General features: G+C 66.8%; 19 protein-coding genes. 4 read left to right on the top strand and 15 right to left on the bottom strand.

What is annotated here, in order from left to right; genetic code table 11:
- Positions 1-192: 192 nt before the first annotated feature.
- The 15 genes from UB43_RS18850 to UB43_RS18780 form a co-directional block, all read right to left on the bottom strand.
- Complete coding sequence (locus UB43_RS18850) at positions 193-1,194, bottom strand: hypothetical protein (RefSeq protein ID WP_052969567.1); 1,002 nt, start codon at positions 1,192-1,194, stop codon at positions 193-195.
- Positions 1,195-1,583: 389 nt separating this feature from the next.
- A complete protein-coding gene (locus UB43_RS18845) occupies positions 1,584-1,778 on the bottom strand; it encodes a hypothetical protein (protein ID WP_045213909.1) in 195 nt (64 codons plus the stop codon).
- Between the two features lie 181 nt (positions 1,779-1,959).
- Positions 1,960-2,895 carry a LysR family transcriptional regulator gene (locus UB43_RS18840; RefSeq protein ID WP_045213908.1) on the bottom strand — a complete coding sequence of 312 codons (936 nt, stop codon included), beginning with the start codon at positions 2,893-2,895 and terminating at the stop codon, positions 1,960-1,962.
- 421 nt (positions 2,896-3,316) lie between these two features.
- On the bottom strand, positions 3,317-4,021 hold the full coding sequence (locus tag UB43_RS18835) for an NAD(P)H-dependent oxidoreductase (RefSeq protein ID WP_045213906.1): 705 nt from the start codon (positions 4,019-4,021) through the stop codon (positions 3,317-3,319).
- A 225-nt stretch (positions 4,022-4,246) separates the two neighbouring features.
- Entirely contained in the window at positions 4,247-5,665 is a 1,419-nt protein-coding gene (locus UB43_RS18830) for an aldehyde dehydrogenase family protein (protein WP_045213904.1), read from the bottom strand.
- Positions 5,658-6,848 (bottom strand): pyridoxal phosphate-dependent aminotransferase, encoded by a 1,191-nt coding sequence (locus tag UB43_RS18825; RefSeq protein WP_045213902.1) that lies wholly within the window; start codon positions 6,846-6,848, stop codon positions 5,658-5,660. Before UB43_RS18825 ends, UB43_RS18830 begins: the two co-directional genes overlap by 8 nt.
- Positions 6,849-6,903: 55 nt before the next feature.
- On the bottom strand, positions 6,904-8,514 hold the full coding sequence (locus tag UB43_RS18820) for a 5-guanidino-2-oxopentanoate decarboxylase (RefSeq protein ID WP_045213899.1): 1,611 nt from the start codon (positions 8,512-8,514) through the stop codon (positions 6,904-6,906).
- Positions 8,515-8,626: 112 nt separating this feature from the next.
- Positions 8,627-10,714 (bottom strand): acetate--CoA ligase family protein, encoded by a 2,088-nt coding sequence (locus UB43_RS18815; protein ID WP_045213897.1) that lies wholly within the window; start codon positions 10,712-10,714, stop codon positions 8,627-8,629.
- A 222-nt stretch (positions 10,715-10,936) separates the two neighbouring features.
- Positions 10,937-12,097: an acyl-CoA dehydrogenase family protein gene (locus tag UB43_RS18810; protein WP_045213896.1), complete on the bottom strand. Its 1,161-nt coding sequence runs from the start codon at positions 12,095-12,097 to the stop codon at positions 10,937-10,939.
- A gap of 17 nt (positions 12,098-12,114) precedes the next feature.
- Positions 12,115-12,903, bottom strand: coding sequence for an enoyl-CoA hydratase/isomerase family protein (locus UB43_RS18805; protein ID WP_045213895.1), 789 nt, complete (start codon positions 12,901-12,903; stop codon positions 12,115-12,117).
- Positions 12,904-13,296: 393 nt separating this feature from the next.
- Entirely contained in the window at positions 13,297-14,724 is a 1,428-nt protein-coding gene (locus UB43_RS18800) for an amino acid permease (protein ID WP_045213893.1), read from the bottom strand.
- 287 nt (positions 14,725-15,011) lie between these two features.
- Complete coding sequence (locus tag UB43_RS18795; protein WP_045213890.1) at positions 15,012-17,249, bottom strand: ATP-binding protein; 2,238 nt, start codon at positions 17,247-17,249, stop codon at positions 15,012-15,014.
- Entirely contained in the window at positions 17,246-18,049 is an 804-nt protein-coding gene (locus tag UB43_RS18790) for an ABC transporter substrate-binding protein (protein WP_256205177.1), read from the bottom strand. The genes UB43_RS18795 and UB43_RS18790 overlap by 4 nt, the downstream gene beginning before the upstream one ends.
- Before the next feature lie 84 nt (positions 18,050-18,133).
- The gene (locus tag UB43_RS18785) at positions 18,134-18,880 is read right to left on the bottom strand and encodes a response regulator (RefSeq protein WP_156160447.1); all 747 of its coding nucleotides are present in this window, start codon (positions 18,878-18,880) and stop codon (positions 18,134-18,136) included.
- 110 nt (positions 18,881-18,990) lie between these two features.
- Entirely contained in the window at positions 18,991-19,638 is a 648-nt protein-coding gene (locus tag UB43_RS18780) for a TetR family transcriptional regulator C-terminal domain-containing protein (RefSeq protein ID WP_045213885.1), read from the bottom strand.
- Between the two features lie 157 nt (positions 19,639-19,795).
- Between UB43_RS18780 and UB43_RS18775 the strand changes: the two genes are divergently transcribed.
- The 4 genes from UB43_RS18775 to UB43_RS18760 all read left to right on the top strand — a co-directional run bounded on the left by UB43_RS18775 (position 19,796) and on the right by UB43_RS18760 (position 24,607).
- Entirely contained in the window at positions 19,796-20,899 is a 1,104-nt protein-coding gene (locus UB43_RS18775) for a polyamine ABC transporter substrate-binding protein (protein WP_045213883.1), read from the top strand.
- 227 nt (positions 20,900-21,126) lie between these two features.
- Entirely contained in the window at positions 21,127-22,545 is a 1,419-nt protein-coding gene (locus UB43_RS18770) for an aminotransferase (RefSeq protein ID WP_045213881.1), read from the top strand.
- Positions 22,546-22,598: 53 nt separating this feature from the next.
- Positions 22,599-23,468, top strand: a complete 870-nt coding sequence (locus tag UB43_RS18765; RefSeq protein WP_045214213.1) for a LuxR C-terminal-related transcriptional regulator — start codon at positions 22,599-22,601, stop codon at positions 23,466-23,468.
- A gap of 128 nt (positions 23,469-23,596) precedes the next feature.
- On the top strand, positions 23,597-24,607 hold the full coding sequence (locus UB43_RS18760; RefSeq protein ID WP_045213879.1) for an alpha/beta fold hydrolase: 1,011 nt from the start codon (positions 23,597-23,599) through the stop codon (positions 24,605-24,607).
- The last annotated feature ends 50 nt before the right edge of the window (positions 24,608-24,657 follow it).

Genomic DNA, 24,657 nt, shown 5'->3' with positions numbered 1-24,657 from the left:
ACCTGCTTCCTGCAGAAGTGACCTCCCGACACTGCCCAGTAACTGCCTTTGCCACCAGTACTACGGGCTCACACTCCGAGGACTCTCTCTCGCCGCTTGGCCAAGCCCAGGCTAACGGGATGTCATGCGCTTACTGAGAAAGGCTCCTGCGACGCCTGTAGCGAGTGCCCGGTGCGACGAGCGTGGGAAACACTAGGGCGCGGAGCGGGCCAACTGCTCGGCAAGGAACCAGCCAGTGCACCAGCGCGCCAGCGGCCAGAGCAGCGCCAGCAGCAGGATCGCCGGCGGCAGCAGGTACAGCGGCAGACTGCTGGAGTTCAGTGAGTTGTAGGCGGCGAAGGCCACCAGGTCCGACGCCAGCACGATAGCAACCATCCATAGTGCCAGCAGCACCAGCGCGCAGGCCAGCACGCGGCCGGCGGCGAAGCGCGAGAGCTGGGCGGGCAGGTGAGTCCGCACGGCCGTCATGACGATGACGAAAGGCAGTACGCAACTCGACAGCATGAATAGCGACTGCCAGCCGTCAGCGCCGCTGTACAGGTAGAGTGCTGCGTAGCCGAGTACCGTGAACAGCTTGTAGATCAATGCGGTGAAGCACAGCGCAACCGCCAGCGCCACGTGCCAGGACGGCAGCGCGGCGGCTTGGCCCGACGCCATCGGTTCACACCGCGAGCGCGCCAGGCGCAGGACCAGCCAGAGCGGCAGGAGGCAGCCCAGGATCAGGTTGATCAGCGAATTGACCTGGCCATACAGGGCCATCCAGAGGGTCCGGGAGTCCTGCTCGAAAGCCCACTGATAGAAGTGCACGCTCAGGTAGGACACGGCCGTGCTGACGATCATGGTGGCAATCAGATAGGCCACCCCGAAGCCCACCAGCAGGCCGGCCAGCGGTTTGAAGCTCGCGATACCGTGGCGCTCGCGCTGGTAATGCACCAGCAGCAGGACCGCCGCGGCATAGGCAACCAGCCCGCCCAGCCAGTTCGCCAGCATGCTCGGCAAGTACTGCGGCAGGCGCTCGCGGTAGCTGCCCAGGTCGAGGATCCACTGCACGGCAGTGCTGCCGAAGAACACCACTGCCGCCGCCACGATCATGGCGGCGACGAACAGCAGGGGCTCGCGGCCGGTCGCCGCCACAGCATCAGCCGATGGGGTAAGCGGGGCTTGGGGTGTCGCGAAGGGATTGTCACTGATCATCTCGGCATCCTTGTCGAATCCGCCTTTTTTGCGGATTACGCCCAGCCTATCAGTCCGCTACACCGATATCTGCCGGGCATAAAAAAAGGCCGCTGAAAGCAGCGGCCTTGAGACGGACATCGATCTGGAGCAATCAAGAATCGACGTCGGGAAGCTTGCCGGCGGTGAGGCCGGTAACGGCGCTGCCCGAAAGCCGCGTCGTTGGGTCAAGTATATTGACCGATTGGACAGGAATACAGACCACGGGCAGCGAAAGACTGTTACAGCTTCTGTAATAGTCGTTATCCCAGTGCCGGAAACGCAGGCAAAAAAAACGCCGCATGTCTTATGCGGCGCAAGGTGTTGAGAAGCCCGGCTCACGCACCGAGCCTCCCGGGGGAAGCGGCCGATCAGGAATCGGCGTTGCTGCCAGCGGCGGCCTTGGCGGTCTGCTCGGCGGACTGGGCCTGCTGCTGGGCAATCACTGCTTCGTTGGCCTTGACCATCTTGTCGGTCATCAGGCGCGATTCTTCGGCGAAGCTCAGCTGAGTGAAGGACAGCGAGCAGACGGACAGCAGGGCAGCAACATAAAGCGAACGGGACATGACGGTGATCCTTTCTGAACACCCGATTGGTCGGGGTTGATGAAAGGTTACGGCGCAACAGTCCCTCGAAAAATAGCTAGCTAACCAACAAAGCATTGCCTAAAAAGCAACAATCCGCGCCGATCGTCCGAGAACACCGATATAGAGCGGCTGCGACGATCCGCCACGCTAGCCCTTTGCCTTATGCCCAGTTGACGGGATCGTTGAGCGCTGCTTCGTCTTCCTCGAAAACCCGTGGCAGCTCCGCCTTGAGGAATTCGACCCAGGTGCGGATCTTCGCGTCGAGGAAGCGCCGCGACGGGTACAGCGCATAGATCTGCCGCACATGCAGGCTGTGCCGGGGCAGCACGCGCACCAGCGAACGGCGGCGCAGCGCGGGTGCGGCGACGTAGCTGGGCAGCAGGCAGATGCCCATGCCGGCGGCGGCGGCGCCGGTCAGCGCCTCGGCGACGTTGACCATGAAGGTGTCGCGCGGACGGATCACGCTTTCCTCGTTGCCCTCCTCGAAGGCCCAGCCTTCGGGGAAGGTCGGGTCCTGCAGGCGCAGGCACTGGTGCTGGTGCAGGTCGGCGACGCTGGTCGGGGTGCCACGGCGCTTGAGGTACTCGGGGCTGGCACAGAGCACGCTGTAGATGGTGCCCAGGGTCTGGGCGACGAACTCGGAGTCGGGCAGTTCGCGGTCGCGGGTGATCACCACGTCCTGGCCTTCCTCGAGAATATCCGGCTGGCGCTGGGCCAGGGTCAGTTCGATGTAGACCTCGGGGAAGGACTCGCAGTAGCGCGAGATCAGCGGGATCAGGTGCTGCTGGCCGAGGCCGGTGAGGGAATGCACACGCAGGCGACCGCGCGGCTTGAGGTGCGCCCCGCTGGCTTCGGCCTGTGCTTCGTCGACATCAGCGAGGATTTCCCGGCAACGCAGCAGGTAGCGCTCGCCGGTTTCGGTCAGCGCCAGGCGCCTTGTAGTCCGGTGCAACAGGCGCGCTTCAAGCTGGGCTTCGAGGTCGGAGACCACGCGGGAGACCTGGGCCGTGGATAGCCCCAGGGCGTTGGCAGCAGCGGTGAAACTGCCGGCATCCACCACCCGGACGAATGCCCGCATCGCGTGAAGTACATCCATGCATCCCCCTGCCTGTTGATCTTGTCGTAGGCGCCTGTAGGAGACGACAACCATTGTTGTCCGCGCCGCAAAACTGAATCGCAGTATAGGGTCGTTTTTTGCCGATTGTTACCACGTATAGTGCCGGACAAGTCGCTGCAGCAACGTTGGGCATACCAGGCTCATCGTACGGCCGCCGATACACCAATCGACGGCCCTCTCCCCCGCGCATACCTGGCTGCAGCGACTGACTCTTTCTCCAGGGGCGGCCTTTCTTCGGATGGCCGCCCTTTTTCGTTTCTGGCCAGCTGATTGCCAGGCGCAAGCCATTACACCGGGCAGAGGACAGAACTTGTAGGAGCGAGCTTGCTCGCGAACCTGCTTGAAACCGGAGTCGCCGATTGACCCATTCGCGAGCAAGCTCGCTCCTACAGAAAAGCGTCTAGCGCGGCAGCGGGTAGAGGCGCTCGTCGAACTGCTCCAGGCGCACGAACTCCAGCGGCTGGTCGTTCTCCAGGTGCTGCAGACGGTCCTGATACTGGCGCAGGAAGTCCTGGCGCGCGTCGTTGCTGATGTAGGGCACGTGCCAGGCCACGAACGGCGGCAGCACGCTCATGCCGGTGTAGGCCAGGGTGCCGCGCAGGATCGGCCGCAGCATGTCTTCCAGCGGGCCGTGAATGGCGCCGTCGCCGAACATGTGGTCGCGCCCGCCGAGGGTCACGCTCACCAGCGCCTTCTTGCCGGCCAGGCCGCCCTGGTCGTAGAAGCGCTTGCCGCCGTAGCAGATGCCCGAGACCAGCACGCGGTCGAACCAGCCCTTGAGGATGGCCGGCGCGGAGAACCAGTAGATCGGGAAGTTGAAGATCACCAGGTCCGCCCAGAGCAGCTTGTCCAGCTCGGCCTGGATGTCGGCGGCGATGGTCCTGGCCTTGGCGCCTTCGCGCTGCTCCAGGGCGTAGACCAGGTACTCGGGGTTGGCACGGGCGCCAAAGTCGGCGGCGCTGGCCACCGGGTTCCAGTTCATCGCGTAGAGGTCGGAGACCTGCACTTCATGGCCCTGGCCGCGGAGGGTTTCCTCGGCCAGTTGGTACAGCGCGGTGCTGAAGGATTGCGGTTCGTTGTGGGCGTGGACGATCAGTACGTTCATGGGAGTTCCTTGATGATCTGACTTCGGCGCTCGTGGCTACCCTCTCCCCCCAGCCCCTCTCCCTGAAGGGAGAGGGGAGCTATCCGTGCCACCGCGAAATTTCGCCGCCGCGCCGAACCGCTTGGCTCCCTCTCCCGCTTGCGGGAGACGACTGCATGGATGCAGGAGGTAGAGTGACGCAGGATGCCAAAGCCGAGGGCTGGGGAGAGGGTGCTCTTCAGTCGCTCAGAGTTGAATGGCCTTGAGCTCGACGAACTCGTGCAAGCCCTGTTCGCCCCATTCGCGGCCGTTGCCGGACTGCTTGTAGCCGCCGAAAGGCGCACGGTAGTTGAAGGCACCGCCGTTGACGAAGCATTGGCCGGCGCGCATCTGCCGGGCGAGGCGCAGGCCCTCTTCGCGGTCGCCCGCCCAGACGGCGCTGGACAGGCCGAACGGCGAGTCGTTGGCGATAGCGATGGCCTCCGCTTCGTCGGCATAGGGCATCAGGCACAGCACCGGGCCGAAGATTTCCTCGCGGGCGATACGCATCTGGTTGTTCACCCCGGCGAAGATGGTCGGCTGCACATAGTGCCCGCGCTCCAGATGAGCCGGGCGTTCGGCGCCGCCGCAGACCAGCTGCGCACCCTCTTCCTGGCCGACGCGAAGGTAATCGAGCACGGTGCGACGCTGGCCGCCCGAGCACATCGGGCCGAGGAAGCTGTCGGCGTCCAGCGGGTCGCCCATCTTCAACGCGAGGGTTTCGGCGCGGGCGATCTCGACGGCTTCGGCGTAGCGATGGGCCGGCAGCAGCATGCGCGTCAGCGCGGTGCAGGTCTGCCCGGAGTTGATCATCACGTCCTGCACACCATGGCGCACGGCGGCGGCGAGGTCGGCATCGGCGGTGATCAGGAACGGCGACTTGCCGCCCAGCTCCAGGCACACGCGCTTGACCGTCGGCGCGGCGGCTTCGGAGACCTTCACACCGGCGCCGGTGGAGCCGGTGAACGAGACCATGTCCACGTCCGGGTGCCACGCCAGCGCTTCGCCGACCTTGGAGCCGGGCCCGCTGACCAGGTTGAACACGCCGGCCGGCAGGCCGATGGCGTGGACCATGTCGGCCAGCAGGAAGGCGTGCAGCGGGGTGTCCTGGCTCGGCTTGACCACCACGGTGCAGCCGGCGGCGAGTGCCGGGGCGAGCTTGCCGATCAACTGGTGCAGCGGGTAGTTCCAGGGGTTGATGAAGGCGCAGACGCCCACCGCTTCCTTGACGATCAGCGAGTTGCCGACCTCGCGCACTTCGTCCATCTGCGCGGCCATCGCGGCGTAGCTTTCCAGGCCCTCGATGGGCCCATCGACCTGCACCATGCGGCACCACTGCACTGGCATGCCCAGCTCGGCGGTGATCAGCGCGGCCATCTCGTCGGCGCGGTTCTTCAGTTGTTCGGCGAGGGCGCGGATGTAGCCGGCGCGCACCTGGGACGGCGTTTGCGACCAGGCCGGGAAGGCCCGGCGGGCGGCGTCCACCGCACGGTTCACGTCGCCTTCGCCGCCCAGCGGCACGCGGCCGACGCATTCCTCGGTGGCGGGGTTCTGCACCTCGGCCACGCCCTGCCCTTGCGGCGCCACCCAGGCGCCGTCGATGTAGAGCTGCGTACGGTCATGCATAGCGTTTTTCCTTGAGCAGTTCGGCGGCGCACAGGGCGATGCGGCGGCAGGCTTCGCGCAGCGGCTCGGCGCCGAGCACCAGGCCCAGGCGGATGTGCCCGGCGGCGCTGGGGCCGAAGGCTTCGCCGGCCAGCACGGAGACGCCGTGGCGGTCCAGCAGCACGTCGGCGAAGTCCTGGGCGGAGAGCCCGGTGGCGCGGATATCCACCATCACGAACATGCCACCGTCCGGGCGCAGCGCGCGCACGCCGACGCAATCGGCGAGGCAGTCGAGCACCAGGTCGCGGCGCTGGCGGTAGGCCTCACGCATGGCTTCCAGTTCCGGCAGCCGGGCTTCCAGCGCGGTGCAGGCGGCGTCCTGGATGAAGTCCGGCGAGCCGTAGAGCATGCACAGGGCGAGGTTTTCCAGGTGCGCGCAGAGCTCGCGCGGGCCAACCACCCAGCCCACGCGCCAGCCGGTCATGGCGTGGGATTTCGACAGGCTGTTGAGGGTCGCGGTGCGCTCGGCCATGCCCGGCAGGCTGGCGGGGCTGACGTGTTCGCCGTCGAACAGCAGCTCGCTGTAGACCTCGTCGGAGATCATCCACAGGTTATTGTTCACGCACAGCTCGGCGAGCTTTTCCCAGGTGGCGCGCGGCAGGCTGGCGCCGGAGGGGTTGTGCGGGCTGTTGATGGCCAGCGCGCGGGTGCGCGGGGTGATCAGCGCGGCGACATCCTCGGCCTGCACGCGGAAGCCGTGCTCCGAACGCACCGACACCGGGATGACCTTGGCGCCACAGGCACCGAACACCGCTTCGTAGGTGACGTACATCGGCTCGGCGACAATCACTTCATCGCCCGGATTGAGCACGCACTGCGCCACGGCATACAGCGCGCACTGCGCACCGGCCAGCACCACCACGTCGTCGCTGGTGACCGCCTGGCCACTGCGTTCGCTGTGGCGGCGGGCGATGGCCTCGCGCAGCGAGCGCTTGCCGCGTACGTCGGCGTAGTGGGTGTTGCCGGCCAGCAGGCTGTCGATGGCCGACTGCACGATGGGCACGGGAGTGTCGAAATCGGGGTCGCCCACCGACAGCAGCAGGATGTCGTCGCCCTGCTCCAGGCGCGCCAGGGCGCGGTAGTGGATGTCCCAGGCGGCGGCGCCGTCGCCGGCGATGCGTTGGGTGAAGTTCGAGTAGCGCATGGTGTTCATCCTTCAAGGCGCCGGAGCCCAGGAGCCCCGGCGGGTGCAACAGGTCCTACTGGGCGCAGGCGTGTTTCAGCTCGATCAGGGTCACGCCGGGATGGGCGAAGCCTTCGCGCAGGTCGCGCTCCAGCTCGTCCAGGCTCTGCGGCTGGCGCATCTCGCAGCCGTAGGCGCGGCCGAGCAGGGCGAAGTCCGGGTTTCGCGGCAGGACGCCGATGGGCTCGATGTCCAGGCCGATCATGTCGTCGCGGATCTGCCCCAGCGCATCGTTGTTCCACAGCAGCACCACCAGCGGGCTGTCCAGCTCCTCGGTGGCGGTCGCCAGTTCCTGCGCGGTGTAGAGGAAGCCGCCGTCGCCCACCAGCACCAGGCCGGGACGCTCCGGCGCACCGAACTTGGCGCCGATGCCGGCCGGCACGCCGTAGCCCAAGGTGCCGTAGCCGGTGGGGTGCAGCCAGCCGCGCGGCGCCTTGCTCGGGTAGAGGTAGTTGGCGGTGTAGGCCAGCTGGGTCATGTCACTGGCGATGAAGGCGTTGTCCGGCAGGACCTTGGCGATGCGCTGCAGGATCGACTTGTGGATCAGTTGCAGCGGCGCGTGGCCGCCGTCGATCTGCGCACGCAGTTCGGCGATCCGCGACTGCGCCTTGGCGGCGTCGCGGGCGGCGCTCGGCAGCGCAGCGAGCAGGGCTTCGGCGGTGGCTTTCGAATCGCCCAGCAGCGCCACGGCGCTTGGGTAGAAGTCGTTGAACTTGCGCGAGTCGACGTCGACGCGGATCACTTCGCCGGAGACCGGCAGGCGGTCGCGCCAGAAGTCGGTGTCGGCCATCTCGGTGCCGATGGCGAGCACCACGTCGGCCTCGGCGATCATGTCCCAACCGGCCTGGGTGCACAGGGTGGCGCCGGCGGACAGCGGCGCTTCCGGCGCCAGCAGGCCCTTGCCGGCGACGCTGGTGAACAGCGGCGCAGCCAGGCGCTCGCTCAGCGCGGCCAGGGCATCGGCGGCATGCAGCGCGCCGCCGCCAGCGATGATCATCGGGCGCTGGGCAGCCTGGAGTTTATCCACAGCCTGCTGGAGCGCCTCGGCGCTGGGCTGGCCACGGCCGGCGCGGCGCACCACTTCATGGGTCCAATCGCGGGCGACGGGGTTGGCGAGCACGTCCAGCGGCACCGAGATGTGCACCGGGCGCGGGCGCTCGCTGTCGAACACGGCGTAGGCGCGGGCGATCAGTTCGGGCAGGTCCTCGGCGCTCAGGGCGACAGCGGAGAATGCGGTGATCGGCGCGGTCATGGCGCGCTGGTCCTGGGTCTCGTGCAGGCAGCCCCAGCCCTTGCCCAGGCTGGCGGTGTGGTTGACGCTGGAGATCACCAGCATCGGGATCGAGTCGGCGTAGGCCTGGCCGATGGCGGTGGCGGCGTTGGTCACGCCCGGCCCGGTGATGATGAAAGCCACGCCCGGCTTGCCGCTGACGCGCGCGTAGCCGTCGGCCATGAAGCCGGCGCCCTGCTCGTGGCGGGTCAGCACGTGGCGGATGCCGCTGCCGGGCAGGCCACGGTACAGCTCCAGGGTGTGTACACCGGGAATGCCGAACACGGTGTCGACGCCATAGTTGGCCAGCAGGCGTACAAGGGCCTGGCCGCCGGTGAGGGTTTTGTTCTCTTGCATGAGGTGTCTCCCCAAGACTAATGCGTGGCCTTGTAGGAGCGAGCTTGCTCGCGAACAAATCCCAGAGCTGGGCTGTTCGCGAGCAAGCTCGCTCCTACAGGGTGCAGAGTGTTCATTCGGCGACGCGGATCAGCGCATCCACCGCCACGGCGCCGTCGGCGTCCGCCAGCAGCGGGTTCACGTCCAGTTCCAGCAGGCTGTCCACGTGCTCGCAGGCGTAGTCGGCCACTGCGCGGATCGCCTCCACCAGCGCCTCCAGGTTCACCGCCGCGCGGCCACGGAAGCCGGTGAGCAGCGGTGCGCTGCGCAGGCTCAGCAGGGCATCGCGGATCGCCGCGTCGGTGGTCGGCAGCAGCAGGCTGCGGCTGTCCTTGAGCAGTTCGACGAGGATGCCGCCGGCGCCCAGCACCAGCGCCAGGCCGAAGCCGTTCTCGCGCTTGATGCCGACGATCAGCTCGGCCAGCGGCGGGTTGGCCATGCGCTCCAGCAGTACCTGATCGAAGGGCACGCCGGGTGCGTGGCGGGCGATGTTCTCGCGCATGTCGAACAACGCCGCTTCCAGCGCCGCCTCGTTGCGCAGGTTGAGCGCCACGCCACCGGCTTCGGTCTTGTGCGGCAGCTGCGCACTGACCACTTTCAGTGCCAGCGGGAAACCGACATCGGCGGCCGCTTCGCGGGCCTGGGTCGGCGTGCTCAGCGCGGCGCGTGGCAGCGGCAGGCCGAATGGTTTCAGCGCCTGCTTGGATTGCCACTCGTCCAGCAGACGGCCTGCGCTTTCCAGCGCCTGCGGGCAGAGCGGCACCAGTGCGGCTTCGCCACGGGCCAGCAGCGCTTCGCGGCGCTGGCGGTAATGGGCGATGCGGCCCCAGGCGGCGAGTCCATCTTCCACGCCTTGCAGCGCGGCGACGCCGTGGGAGTGCAGCAGTTCCCGCGCATGTTTGGGCAACAGCTCCGGCAGCGCGGAGGCGATGAAGCCGACCTTGCCGTGGCGCTCCAGCGCGGCGCAGTACAGCTCCAGCAGCAGATCGCACTGCGGGCGTTCGCCGGTCTCTTCGCCGGGGTAGTCGAGCACCAGCAGGGCGGCGTCGGCTTGAGTCTGCAGGGCGCTGTCGAGCATGCGGTCGAGCGCCGGACCGTCGCCCCAGATGGCGGTGGTGAAGTCCAGCGGGTTGGCGATGTTGGCGTAGTCCGGCAGCACCAGCGCCAGCTCGGCGCACTGCGCGTCGACCAGCTTGGGCAGGCTCAGGCCGTTGCGTTCGGCGTAGTCGGCGATCAGCCCGGCGTCACCGCCGGAGCAGGCCAGCGCGGCCAGGCTCGGGCCGGCCGGCAGGTTGCCGCAGGCGGCGGCCTTGAGGGTTTCGATGAAGCTCACCGGGCCGCTGACGCGGATCACCCCGAGGCGGTCGAACAGCGCGTCGTACAGCGCGTCGGAGCCGGCCAGGGAGCTGGTGTGGCTGAGTGCGAGTTCGGCGCCGATCTCGGAAACGCCGGTCTTCAGCGCGATCACCGGGATGCCTTTCTGCAGCGCCTTGAAGGCGGCGCGGGCGAAGCCGGGAACGTTCTTCAGGCCTTCCAGGTGCAGGCCGATGGCAGTGACGCGCGGCTCGTCGAGCAGCACGTCCATCAGTTCGGCCACGCCCAGCTGCGCCTGGTTGCCCACCGAGGCCATGTAGGCGATGGGCAGCGAGCGGTCGCTCATGGACAGGTTGTAGGCGAAGTTGCCGCTCTGGGTGAGCACCGCCACGCCCTTCTCGACGATATGCCCGCCGTGGGCCACCGGCCACAGCGCGGAGCCGTGCAGGTAGTCGAGCAGGCCGTAGCAGTTGGGGCCGAGCAGGGCCATGTCGCCGGCACTGGCGAGCAGGCGGCGCTGCAGCGCTTCGCCCTCAGCGCCGGTCTCGGCGAATCCGGAGGCGTAGCAGATGGCGCCGCCAGCATCCTTGGCGGCCAGTTCGGCGACGGCCTGCAGGGTCAGGTCGCGGTTGGTGGCGACGAACACCGCGTCCGGCCCTTCGGGCAGTTCAGCGACGCTGCGTACGCAGGGCACGCCTTCGAGTTCATCGTATTGCGGGTTGACCAGCCACATCTGTCCGGCGAAGCCGCCTTCGGCGCAGCGCTTGAGCGCGCGCGCCATGCTGCGGCCGCCGATGAAGGCGACGTGACGGGGAGCCAACAGACGCTGGAGGTTTTCTCTTTTCATGTCGTGTCTCGGTTCGGGGCCTGGACCCTCTCCCTCAGCCCCTCTGACTGGGCGTCCCCCCGTGAAGGGAGAGGGGAGCTTTCGGGGTCATCCTTCAGCGCGCGGTGTCTACCCACGCGCCGAATCGTTCTTGCCGCCTCTCCCTTCGGAGCGGGGCGCGCAGCCAGGGCTGGGGAGAGGGGCTTTCAGCACCCGCCCGTCTTCCCCGAAAGGCACCGCCAATCAGCGCAGCAGCGGACGCAGCAGCTCGCGGGAAATGATGTGGCGCTGGATTTCCGAGGTGCCCTCCCAGATGCGTTCGATGCGCGCGTTGCGCCAGATGCGCTCCACCGGGCCTTCGTCCATCAGGCCCATGCCGCCGAAGATCTGCACGGTCTCGTCGGCGACCTTGCCCAGCACTTCGCTGGCGAACAGCTTGGCCATGCCGGCTTCGCCGTCGGTCATGGTCCCGCGGTCCATCTTCCAGGCGGTGTGCAGGGTCATCAGCTCGGCGGCGCGGATCTGCGTGGCCATGTCGGCGAGCTTGAAGGAGATGCCCTGGTAGCTGCCGATGGCCTGACCGAACTGCTTGCGGTCGGCCGACCATTGCAGCGCCAGGTCCAGCGCGCGCTGGGCCTGGCCGACGCAGTTGGCGGCGACCATCACGCGGCCGGCGGTGAGCCAGGCGTTGGCAACTTCCCAGCCCTTGTCGACTTCGCCCAGGACCTGGGAGGCCGGTACGCGGCAGTCGTCGAAGAAGATCTCGTAGGTGTGGTAGCCCTTGTTGCTGACGCATTTCGGGCCGCGGCGCACGGTCATGCCGGCGGTGCCCTTGTCCACCAGGAAGGCGGTCACCGCGTTGCGCTTCTTGCCGTTGCGCTCGAAGGTGTCGGTCACCGCGAAGACGATGGCGAAGTCGGCATGCCCGGCGTGGCTGATGAAGTGCTTGGAGCCGTTGATCACGAAGTCCTCGCCATCACGCACGGCGCGGGTCTTGATCGAGTTGGCGTCGGAGCCGGCGCCCGGCTCGGTGAGGGCGAAGCAGTCGATCTTCTCGCCCTGTACCACCGGCAGCAGGTAGTTCTGGATCTGCTCACCCTTGCAGGCCATGAGGATCTTCGAGGGCCGCGCGACGAACACGTGCAGCGCCCAGGAGACCTTGGACAGCTCGCGCTCGACCAGCGCCTGGGACAGGTAGTCGAGGCCGCCGCCGCCCACTTCCTCGGGCATGTTGAAGGCGTAGAAGCCGGCTGCCAGGGCCTTGCCACGAATCTTCGCGGCCAGCTCCGGGGACACCGCGTCGGCGCGGTCCACTTCTTCCTCGTACGGCAGCAGTTCCTTCTCGACGAAAGCCTTGACCGCCTCGACGAGCATTTCCTGTTCTTGGGTCAGTTGGAAATCCATCACATCACCTGCAGCCGTCAGCGGCCTTTGAATTGGGGGGAGCGTTTCTCGGCCACGGCGCGCAGCGCCTCGGCGGCGTCAATGCTGCGGCCGCAGAGCAGCCCGGCGGCCTGTTCGGCTTCCAGCTGCTGGGCCAGGGTGCGGCTGGCGCCTTCGCGGATCAGGCGCTTGGTGTGGCCGAAGGCGTAGGTCGGGCCGGCCGCCAGGCGCGCGGCGAATTCGCCGACGTGAGCCTGCAATTGATCGTCAGCGACCACTTCGCCGACCAGGCCGGCGTTCAGCGCGCGCTCGGCATTCCACAGTTCGTCGAGGAACAGCAGGCGCTTGGCCGCTTCGCTGCCGATCAGGCGCGGCAGGTGCCAGCTGGCGCCAGCGTCCGGGCAGTAGGCCATGCCGGTGTAGCCGGCCTTGAAGCGCGCAGAGGCGCCGGCGATGCGGAAGTCGCAGCACAGGGTCAGGTCCATCCCGGCGCCGACGGCGGTGCCGTTGACGGCGGCGATGGTCGGCTTGTCCAGGCTGTGCAGGCGGCGCATCAGGGCGTGGGCGGTTTCGGTCCAGCCGTAGGTTTCCAGTTCGCCACGGGCTTCGGCCTCGGCCCATTCGGCGAGGTCGGCGCCGGCGCAGAAGCTGCGGCCTTCGCCGGTCAGCACGATGACGCGCACGGCCGCATCGGCCTCATAAGCGTCGAGCAGGGCCAGCAGATTCTTGAGCGTGGGGACGTCGAGCGCGTTGCGCTGCTCGGGGCGGTTCAGGGTGATCCAGGCGATACCGTCCTGGACCCGGCTGAGTGGGGATGGCTGAGTCATGCTGCCCTCGTTCTTGTAGTCGTTTGCTGAGGCGGATGAAGCGTTGCAGCCAATACTAAACACTTGTTCAGTAAGCCGGCAATCCACCCGAATGGGTGGGTTGTAACACCCCGCCGAACGGCGGGAAGGCCGCGCGACGCGGGGGCTGAGGGGTTTCCCCAGGGTTTGCCCCGAGGGTTTGTTACAACTTCGAACAAACGGCCCTGCGGGCCTTAGCGGACAGAGTCCGCTCCTACCTGACCGGCGAGCGTAGGAGCGGAGTCCGTCCGCAATTGGCCTCCGGCAGCTCCGGCCTTGGGTGGGTTCGCGAGCAAGAACTAGGCGTCCCCCTCGGTCCTACAAAGAGCCAAAGAAAAAGCCCCGCGAGGCGGGGCTTTTCCGATGCAGGAAGACTCAACCGATACTCGGCAGCGCCTCTTCGCTCAGCACCTGGCCGCGCTTGCGCTTGAGCAGGTAGTAGGCCAGGTAGCACGCGCCCATGAAGCCGAAGCCCCAGTACAGCGACGGACGCTGGGTCGGGTCCATGGCGAGGAACACGAACAGCGAGCAGCAGATCGCGATGCACGCCAGCGGGATCAGCGGGAACAGCGGCGCTGCGTACTTCAGGTCGGCCACGGTGCCACCCTTGGCCATGTGTTCGCGGCGGAAGCGGTACTGGGCGTAGGCGATGACGATCCAGGTAACGGTGCCGGCCATCCCGCTCACCGCCATCAGCACCATGAACAGGGTGTCGGCGGCGACCACGCTGGTGAGCAGCGAGAGCAGGGCGAAAGCCAGGCTGATCAGCAGCGCATAGAGCGGCACGCCACGGGCGCTGAGTTTCGACAGCTTGCGCGGTGCCATGCCGGTCTTGGACATGGCCCAGAGGATGCGGGTCGATGCGTAGAGGCCGGAGTTACCCACCGAGAGGATCGCGGTGAGGATCACGAAGTTCATGAGATCGGCGGCGTAGGGAATGCCGACCATGTCGAACACCTGCACGAAGGGGCTTTCCATCAGCCCGGCCTGCTTCCACGGCACGATGCAGGAGAGCACGGCGATCGCCAGCACATAGAAGATCAGCACGCGGAATACCACGTTACGCACGGCGCGCGGGATGCTCTTTTCCGGCTGGTCGGTCTCGCCGGCGGCAACGCCCATGATCTCGCAGCCCTGGAAGGCGTAGACCACCGTCATCATCACCGCGAACACCGCGGACAGGCCGTTGGGGAACAGGCCATCGCCGACCAGGTTGGACAGCCCCGGCGCGGCCGCGCCGCTGTTCAGCGGGATGGCGCCGAAGATCACCAGCAGGCCGACCACGATGAAGCCGAGGATGGCCGCGACCTTGATCCCGGAGAACCAGTATTCGGCCTCGCCGAAGGCGCGGGTGGCCAGGGCGTTGAGGGAGAACAGCACGACCACGAAGAAGCCCGACCAGAGCCAGATCGGCACCTCGGGGAACCAGCGGGTCATCAGCATGCCGGCGGCGGTGAATTCCAGGCCGACGGTGGAAGCCCAGCTCATCCAGTAGACCCAGCCGATCATGAACCCGGTGGCCGGGCCGATGAAGCGCGTGGCGTGGGCCTGGAAGGAGCCGGAGACGGGCATCTGCACCGACAGCTCGCCCAGGCAGACCATCACCAGGTACATCAGCAGGCCCGCGACCAGGTAGGCGAGGATGGCGCCCATCGGGCCGCCGGAGCTGATGGTGACGCCCGAGCCCATGAACAGGCCGGTGCCGATGACGCCGCCCAGGGACAGCATGAAGATGTGGCGGCTCTTGAGCGCACGGGTGAGCTGGATCTTCTCGCCGCTACCGGCGTGATGGGACTCAGACATGGCGCACCTCCAGGGAACGGCGGGCGCGGCTGAGCTGAACTCTACGTTGGATCATTATTGTTATCTCCAATCAATCAGAGGCCGTGGCTCGGGCACGGATACCACCGGATTATTGGAAGGCGATGTAAAGCGGGGTTGTTCGCCAGGATCGAAGTTGTAGAAAGATGTAAGGATTTTGTGCAGGCCGCCTGGGCTCCGGCTTTCAGCATCTCCCGGCAGCCGCACCCTTGCAGCGGACGGGACCTGTAGGAGCGCGCCATGCGCGCGATCGCGGGCAAGGCGCGCTCCTACAGGGAGCCCATCAGCTCGTCGGCCGACGAGCGTTCCCGCTCCAATCGCGCGGCCCAGTCAGCAGATAGCGAACCCGCCAGCGCCGCCTCTTCCAGCTCACCCAGACAATCGCCCAACCCACGCAACCCCATGGATCGGCAGCTCCCGGCCAGCCGATGCGCCAGGCTCGCAGCCTCGACGGCGTCATCCTGGCGCAAGGCATCCAGCAGCAGCGGCCACTGCTCATCGAGCAGCTTCCACAGGCTGGCGAGCAGCTCGTTCAGCTTGTGCTCGCCCAGCAGGCGGCGGTGGGTATCCAGCACCTGGCGATCCAGCGGGCCGTTATCCACCGCCTCGGGCAGCAGTTCCCAGGCCACGCCGGACAGCGCGCGGCGCAGGTCATCCAGACGCAGCGGCTTGCCCAGCACGCCCTGCATGCCCGCTTCGAAATAGCGGCGGACCATCCCCGGCTGCACGCTGGCGGTGAAGGCATGGATCGGCGTAGTCACGTTGAGACCCTCGGACTGCGCGCGGATCGCCCGGCACAGGTCGAGGCCGGTCATCCCCGGCAGGTGCATGTCCAGCAGGATCAAATCGAAGCGCCGCGCGGCGGTGAGCGCCAGCGCGGGCTGCGCATCGTCGGCGAGCTGCACGCGGTGGCCGTCACGCTCGATCAACGCCTGGGCAACCTCGCGGTTGAGAGCGACGTCTTCCACCACCAGCACGTCCAGCGCCGGCGCTTTTTCGCCGGCCACGGTGGAGCGCGGCACCACGCCCGGCGCCAGCACGATCTCGAACCAGAAGGTGCTGCCCTCGCCTTCCAGGCTTTCCACGCCGATCTCGCCGCCCATGGCTTCCACCAGCCGCTTGCTGATCGCCAGCCCCAGCCCCGTTCCACCGTAGCGCCGCGCCACCTCGTCGCTGGCCTGGGTGAAGCGCTGGAAGATCTTCTCCTGCTGCTCGGCGGAGATGCCGATGCCGTCGTCGGTCACGCTGAAGCGCAGACGCTGCCCGGCAGCGCCGGTCTCCAGCACAGCGACTTCCAGCAGCACCTCGCCCTCCTCGGTGAACTTCAGCGCGTTGGCCAGCAGGTTGCTCAGCACCTGGCGCAGGAACTGCTCGGCGCCCCGGCAGCCGTCCTGTACCTGGGGTTCGATGCGCAGGCGCAGGCAGGTGCCAGTGTCTTCGGCGCGCGGCTCCAGCAGGGTCACCACGTCGTCGAGCAGGCGGTGCAGGGAAAAGTCCACCGGCTCCGGCTGGCTGGCGCCGTCCTCCAGCTTGGCGAAGTGCAGCACCTCGTTGAGGATCGCGAGCAGACCTTCGCCTGCTGTGGATAACGCTTGAAGCCGGCGACGGTCCTGCTCGCCCAGGGGCGCGGCGCGCAGCAGTTCGGCCATGCCGAGGATGCCGTTGAGCGGCGTGCGGATCTCGTGGCTCATGGTGGCAAGGAAGCGGCTCTTGGCACGGTTGGCAGCTTCGGCTTCCTCCTTGGCGCGGCGCAGGCTGGCGGTGCGCCGCTCGACCCGTCGCTGCAGTTCATCGCGCTTGCTCTGCAGCGCTTCACGGTCGGCCTCGCGCCGTCGCAGTTCGGCGCGCAGGGCTCGGCGCAAACCATCGAGGGCGTCGGCGACGGTGTCGATCTCGTCTTCTTCGCCTGAGCGTTTTTTAGCCAGCGCCAGCTCGGTGCCCAGGTCGCCGCCGGTGAGCCCCCGAACGAAGTCGGCCATGGCGCGCAGGTGGCGGGTGACCAGGCTGTGGAACAGCCAGCTCAGCGCCACCGCCAGGCCGCAAAGGAACACGCCCATCCACAGCAGGCTGGTCAGCCCGCCGTGGAGCAGGCGCAGGTAGACGGCGCCCAGGTCGATGCTGATTTCCAGCTCGCCCAGGTCGCGGCGCTCGCCGTCCGGCGGCTGGAAGGCCAGGGCGTAGTGCTCGACACGGAACGGCCCGCGCTTGTCGTCGGCGTCCTGCACCAGGTTGAAGTCGGCGCTGCGCAGGCGCACCTGGGCGATGTCGGGGAAGTCGGCCAGGCCGTGCAGCTGCACGTTGAGCTGCTCCTGGTTGAGGTCCCACAGGCTGCGCTCGAAGCTGGCGAGATAACCGACGCGGATCAGCTCCAGCCGGGTGTCGATGTCGCGCATCTCACGGCGGTATTCGAAGTACAGCTGCACGGCGCTGGCCAGCACGGTGAAGCACAGGCTGAACAGCAGCACCCGCAGCAACAGGCGCCGTGCCAGGCCGCCGGGCAGCCTCATCGCGGCACCCCGTCACCGGCAAGCATGGCGCGGTAGTCGCGCTCGCTCTGCTCCAGCCAGCGGGCGACGCTGCCATCGTCCACGCGCTTCTTCAGCAACGCGTCGATCTCGTCCATCCGCGCGGCCAGCGGCGAATGGCGGGAGACGGCGACGCGCAGGTAATCCACGGTGAGCGGCCGAGGCAACGCAACGATGTCCTGACCGCCGGCCAGTTGCTCGACGAACAGCGTGCCGGTGCGCCGCTCGTGGGCGATGAAGTCGATGCGCCGGCGGATCAGCTTGCCGAAGTTCTGCCGGCTGTCGGAGACCCACTCAACGTTGCCGTGCTCGGCAACGAAGCGGTCGAACTCGGGTCCGTAGCTCTCGCCGAAGAGCAGCCCGCCACGGTAATTCGCCAGATCGCTCAACTGGTCGAAACGCACCGGCTTGCGTCGGTTGTAGAAGATCGCCACTTCCTCGCGCAGCACCGGCACGCGGGAGAACAGCAGGCCGTCGTCGCGCTGCGGGGTCTGGTAGGCGAGCACCACGTCGACGCGGCCTTCGGCGGCGTCCAGCAGGCAGCGCTTCCAGTTGCCCAGCACCACGGTCTTCACCTCGTAGCCCAGTTCGCCGAGGACGCTGCGCACGGTCTGCGGCGCCAGGCCGCGGACTTCGTGGCCGTCGCTCCAGGAGATGGGCGGGTAGACGGGGTAGTCGCAGTAGCGGATGGGTTGGGCGGCCTGGGTGGTGGTGCAGAAGAACAGAGCGAGCAGAGTGAGAAGAGACAGGACGTATCGGCGCGGAAGCGGCCCTCTCCCCATCCCTCTTGCTGAAGGGCGAGGGGGCAAAAGCCGCTCCTGCGCGAGGCTGAAGGATCGTTCTGACACTCTCACTGCAAGGCGCATTCAGGCATCGGCAGGCGTGGCGGTGAACAGGTAGCCGGCGCCGTGGATGGTGATGATCAGCTCCGGCTCGGCCGGGTCGTCGCGCAGCTTGCGGCGCAGGCGGCCGACCAGTACGTCGATGGAGCGGTCGTTGGGCAGCCATTCGCGGTTGCGGATCTGGTCCATCAGTTGGTCGCGGCTCAGGGTGTGGCCGGTATTGCGCAGGAACACGCCGAGCAACTGGAATTCGCCGTGGGTCAGCGGGGTTTCGCTGCCATCGCGGTCGATCAGGCGGCGGCGGTCCGGGTCCAGCGTCCAGTGGGCGAAGCGCTTGTGGTGCTGCCGGCTGCCCGGCGCGGCTGTGGCGGCGGGCTGGCGCGCATGGCGCACGCGGCGGATCAGGTTCTTCGCCCGGGACACCAGCTCGCGGGGGTTCAGCGGCTTGATCACGTAGTCGTCGGCGCCGCATTCCAGGCCGACGATGCGGTCGATGTCGTCGTTGCGCCCGGTGATCAGGATGATGCCGACCTCCGAGCGCACGCGCAGCTCGCGGGTCAGGGTCAGGCCGTCCTTGCCGGGCAGGCGGATGTCGAGCATCACCAGGTCGATGGGCTGCCCGCCCTGTTCGGCTTCGGCCAGGCTCGCCTCGGCCTGTTCGGCGGTGCCGGCGCAAAGCACGTCATAGCCTTCCTCGCCGAGGTAGGCCTGGAGGAGCTCGCGAATCACCGGATCGTCGTCGACGATCAGTACACGGGAAGTCATCGCAATACCCTGCTGGGGCCGCCGCTCGTGACGGGGCCATTCTTGTTATGCGTGGAGGTAGAGCTGTAGGAACTGTCCTGCAGATGGCGGCAGGTTACCGCCCACTGAACAATCGATCAACAGACTCCCGACGCCCGACAGAAGCGTTGCCGGCCGCCGTACTGGAGGCCGTCCACCCAGGCCTCGCAGATCTGCACGCCCTGCTCCGGGGTGAAGGTATTGGGGTTCAGACCGGACTCCAGCCACAGGCCGTCGAGCAGGGCGCTGAGGGCAATGGCGGCCAGTTCCGCATCGAAATCGGCCCATTCCTGCTCCTTCGCCAGTTCGTTGAGTGCCTGCGCCAGCAAGGAGCGGTACTCGCCATAGGAATGATCGTGAGCCTTGTTGATTTCCTCGGCCGTCTTCACCGCGCCCCAGAACGCCAGCCAGGCGTCCAGCAGCTGCGGATCGAGCAACTCGGCGGAGAACGACGCGCGGAAGAACGCCGACAACCGTGCGCGGGCATCCGGCGCCGCTTCGGCGATGGCCTCGCGCAGCAACTGCATGACCCGCCCGGTGACGGTCAGGTAGGCCTCGGCCACCAGCTCGTCCTTGCCCGAATAGTGGTGGTTGATCAGCCCCACCGAGACCCCGGCCTCGGCGCAGATCTTGCGTATGGAAGCTCCCTGGAAGCCATGGCGTTTCAGGCACGCGAGGGTGGCCTCGATCAGCAGCGCCTTGCGCTGTTCCGGCTCCAGTCGGGTAAAGCGGACTTCCTCGTTCATGCCTGGCTCCTAAAGTGTCAGGTGGCCAATCTGAACGATTGTTCGATTAGGCGCCAGTACCTACCCGTTCGGGGAATGGCCGGGGAACCGGCCCTGGTCGAGAGTGGCTTCATCCGCGATATCTCCAATCCAAAATAAAATCAAAGGTGGGACTGACATGCAGAAAACGCTCGCAGCAGTACTCAGCGCGGCGCTGGCGACCTTGCCGGCACTGGGTCACGGGGAGGAAGCCGAAGGCGCGAAGACGCTGCGGCTGTACAACTGGAGCGACTACATCGGCGAGCACACCATCGCCGATTTCGAGAAGGAAACCGGGATCAAGGTGGTCTACGACACCTTCGATTCCTACGAGACCGTGCAGGGCAAACTGCTGCCCGGCCGCTCGGGCTACGACCTGGTGGTGCTCAACGCCGCCCTCGTGCCGCCGCTGCTCAAGGCGGGCGTCTTCCAGCCGCTGGACAAGTCCAAGCTGCCCAGCTGGAACAACCTCGATGCGGACGTGCTCAAGCACCTGGATCACTACGATCCGGGCGTGAAGTACTCGGCGCCCTACACCTGGGGCAGCAACGGCATCACCTACAACATCGACAAGATCAAGCAGCGCATGCCCGACGCGCCCATCGGCTCGCTGGCGATGCTGTTCGATCCGAAGATCGTGTCGAAATTCGCCGATTGCGGGGTGACCATCATCGATTCCCCCACCGACGTGATCCCGCTGGCCCTGGCCTACCTCAAGCGCGACCCCAACAGCGCGCTGCCCGAGGACCTCAAGGCCGCCCAGGACCTGCTGCAATCGATCCGCCCGTACATCCGCAAGTTCGACTCCACCAGCTACCTGAACGGCCTGGCCAACGGCGACCAGTGCATGGCGATGACCTGGTCCGGCGACTACGCCACCGCCCAGGCCCGCGCCGACGAAGCCGGCGCCAAGGTCAAGCTGGGCTACTTCGTGCCCAAGGAAGGCTCGCTGATCTGGTTCGATGACTTCTACATTCCGGCCGACGCGCCGCACGTGGCCAACGCCCACAAGTTCATCGAGTACATGCTGCAGCCGAAGGTTGCCGCCGGCGTCGCCGACTACATCCGCTACGCCTCCAGCAACGCCGCCGCCACCCCGCTGCTGGCCGCCGAAGTGCGCAACGACCCGGCGATCTACCCCGACGCCGAGACCCGCGCCCAGCTGTTCACCCAGAAAGTGCAGAACCCCAAGGCGACCCGCCTGATCACCCGTACCTGGAACGCGGTGAAGACCGGGACCTGATGAGTTAGATCCGAAAGCCCCCCTCTCCCCGGCCCTCTCCCTGAAGGGAGAGGGGGCCAAGCGGAGTCGCCGGAAATCATGGCGGCATCCTGAAAGTAACGAGCAACACGATCCACAAGGAGGTTCGGAGTCTCCACGCACTCCGAACAGTCCCCTCTCCCTTCAGGGAGAGGGTTAGGGAGAGGGCAGAACGCCCAACCGAATAACGAAAGTCCGAGGTACAGACAATGACCACCACCACCCCAGCCTTCTTCGCCCAGTTCAACGACGAGCAGCTGGTCGCCGCCGACAAAGCCCACTACATGCACGGCTACCACGTGTTCGACGACCACCGGGTCAACGGTGCGCTGAACATCGCCGCCGGCGAGGGCGCCTACATCTACGACACCAAGGGCAATCGCTACCTGGACGCCGTGGGCGGCATGTGGTGCACCAACATCGGCCTGGGCCGCGCGGAAATGGCCGATGCCATCGCCGAGCAGGTGCGCCAGCTGGCCTACTCCAACCCCTTCTGCGACATGGCCAACGTCACCGCCATCCAGCTCTGCGAGAAGCTCGCCGAACTGGCGCCGGGCGACCTCGACCACGTGTTCCTCACCACCGGCGGCTCCACCGCCGTGGACACTGCCTACCGGCTGATCCAGTACTACCAGAACTGCCGCGGCAAGCATGAGAAGAAGCACATCATCAGCCGGGTCAACGCCTACCACGGCTCGACCTTCCTCACCATGTCCCTGGGCGGCAAGGTCGCCGACCACCCGGCCGAGTTCGACTTCCTCAAGGACGTCATCCACCACATCTCCTGCCCCAACCCCTACCGCGCGCCGGAAGGGATGACCGAAGGGGACTTCCTCGAATTCCTGGTGAAGGAATTCGAAGACAAGATTCTCGAACTGGGCCAGGACAAGGTCGCCGCCTTCTTCGCCGAGCCGATCATGGGCTCGGGTGGCGTGATCATCCCGCCGAAGGGCTACCACCAGCGTATGTGGCAGGTGTGCCAGCAGTACGACGTGCTCTACGTCGCCGACGAAGTGGTCACCTCTTTCGGCCGCCTCGGCGCCTTCTTCGCCTCCGAGGACGTGTTCGGCATGCAGCCGGACATCATCACCACCGCCAAGGGCCTGACCTCCGGCTACCTGCCGCTGGGCGCGTGCATCTTCTCCGACCGCATCTGGAAGGTGATCGGCGAGGCCGACAAGGGCCGTTGCTTTGCCCACGGCTTCACCTACAGCGGGCACCCGGTGAGCTGCGTCTCGGCGCTGAAGAACATCGAGATCATCGAGCGTGAGAACCTGCTGGAGCACGTGAAGGACGTCGGCGGCTACCTGGAGCAGCGTCTGCAGGAACTGGCCGACCTGCCGCTGGTAGGCAGCGTGCGCTGCCAGAAGCTGATGGCCTGTGTCGAATTCGTCGCCGACAAGCGCAGCAAGGTGCTCTTCCCCGAGGAGCTGAACATCGGCGAGAAGATCCACCTGCGCGCCCAGGCCAAGGGCCTGCTGGTGCGGCCGATCGTGCACCTGAACGTGATGTCGCCGCCGCTGACCATCACCCGCGAGCAGGTCGACGAAATCGTCGACACCCTGCGCGAGTCGATCCTCGAGGCCGCCGAAGACCTCCAGCGCAGCGGTGATTACGCGGGGCACTGATGATCGACCCGAGGATTTTGCCTACACCCCGGCAGCCCTTTATGCTGCCGGGCATGAGCGAATCTCAGGCACTGAGCGAAACGTCCGACGCACCGGCCCTGCATGCCTGGCATGCGGGGCTGGCGCGCGCCTTGGCCAGCGTTGGCGAAGTCGTCTTCGTCGAGCGCCTGGCCGATGCCCTGGGCTGCCTGGTGCCAGTGGAATCGGTGATGCTCGGCCTGGAGCAGCGCGGCCAGCCGCCGCAACCGCTGTACCAGCGCGGCATCGACCCGGAACACCACGAGGCGCTGATCGACCGCTACTACGCCCGCGGCTACCTGCTCGACCCCTTCTGCCTGGCCATGGAAGACGGCCTCACCGAAGGTTTCTACCCGCTGGCCGACATCGCCCCGGACGATTTCTTCGCCAGCGAGTACTACAAGACCTACTACCTCAAGTTCGGCTGCACCGAGGACTGCCACTTCATCATCGACCTGGGCGAGGCGCGCAAGGTCTCGCTGTGCCTGTACCAGGGCAAGAGCGGTGCGCGCTTCAGCGAAACCCAGCTGGACCTGCTGGCCACGGTCCTGCCGCTGGTGCGCGAGCTGATCCGCCAGTTCGAACGCAACGGCGGGCTGGACCTGCTGCTGGCCGGGCGCGGCGTGAGTGTCAGCGCGCCGGACGACCAGGCGCCGCTGAACCGGCACATCCGCGCGGCCTTCATGAACTTCGGCGCCGACCGGCTCACCGAGCGCGAACGGGAAATCGCCCACCTGCTGCTGCGCGGCCACTCGGTGAAATCCAGCGCGCGGGTGCTGGATATCTCGCCGGAGACCGTGCGCATGCACCGCAAGCACCTCTACACCAAGTTGGAAATCAACTCCCAGGCGGAGCTGTTCTCACTGTTCATCGACTGGCTGACCGGGGGCGCCACCGCAGCCTGATTTCACCTCGCTCCTACAAAAAAGCGCTTCTCGCATTACCCGTCGTTGCGGCATCGCGCCCGGAAATCTGCCAACCTATGGCGGTTCCCGCTGTCTGACCCGTGCCCCACCACCAGGAGAGCTCCCCGATGTCCCGACGCTGGCTACCCGCCTTGCTGTTGGCCGCCGCCCTGCCGCTGCACGCCGCCGAATCCAAACCCACCTACGGCCCGGAACTGGAGCGCTTCAACTACTCCTACCCGGTCGGCCACTACAGCTTCGCGTCCCAGGGCCACCACATGCACATGGCCTATATCGACGTGAAGCCCAAGAAACAGCCCAACGGCCGCACCGTGGTGCTGCTGCACGGCAAGAACTTCTGCGCCGGCACCTGGGAAACCACCATCGCCGCGCTGAGCGACGCCGGCTACCGCGTGGTCGCGCCGGACCAGATCGGCTTCTGCAAATCCACCAAGCCCGAGCGCTACCAGTACAGCTTCCAGCAGCTGGCGACCAATACCCACGCGCTGCTGGATCACCTGAAGGTCGGCAAGATCACCCTGCTGGGCCACTCCACCGGCGGCATGCTCGCCGCTCGCTATGCGCTGATGTACCCGCAGCAGGTCGAGCAGTTGGCCATGGTCAACCCCATCGGCCTGGAAGACTGGAAAGCCCTGGGCGTGCCCTACCGCACCCCGGACCAGTGGTACGAGCGCGAGCTGAAAACCAGCGCAGAAAGCATTCGCCAGTACGAGCAGGCGACCTACTACGCCGGCCAGTGGAAGCCGGAGTACGACAAGTGGGTGAACATGCTCGCCGGCCTGTTCAACGGCGCCGGCCATGAGCGCGTGGCGTGGAACTCGGCGCTGCTCTACGACATGATCTTCACCCAGCCGGTGGTCTACGAGTTCGGCCAGCTGAAGATGCCGACCCTGCTGCTGATCGGCACCAAGGACAACACCGCCATCGGCAAGGACATCGCCCCGGCCGAGCTCAAGCCGAAGCTGGGCAACTACGCCGAACTGGGCAAGGCGACTGCCAAGGCGATCCCCAACGCCACCCTGGTGGAGTTCGACGACATGGGCCACGCGCCGCAGATCCAGGACCCGAAGCGCTTCCACGAGGCGCTGCTCAAGGGGTTGGCGGAGCTGAAGCACTGATGGCGATATCGGCCCGAGCTCCGGCGTAGACCTGTAGGAGCGGGCCATGC

Origin of the sequence: Pseudomonas sp. 21 (assembly GCF_000955805.1) — a bacterium.
Classification (GTDB): Bacteria; Pseudomonadota; Gammaproteobacteria; order Pseudomonadales; family Pseudomonadaceae; genus Pseudomonas.
This window is presented reverse-complemented; position numbering and strand designations above follow the sequence as displayed.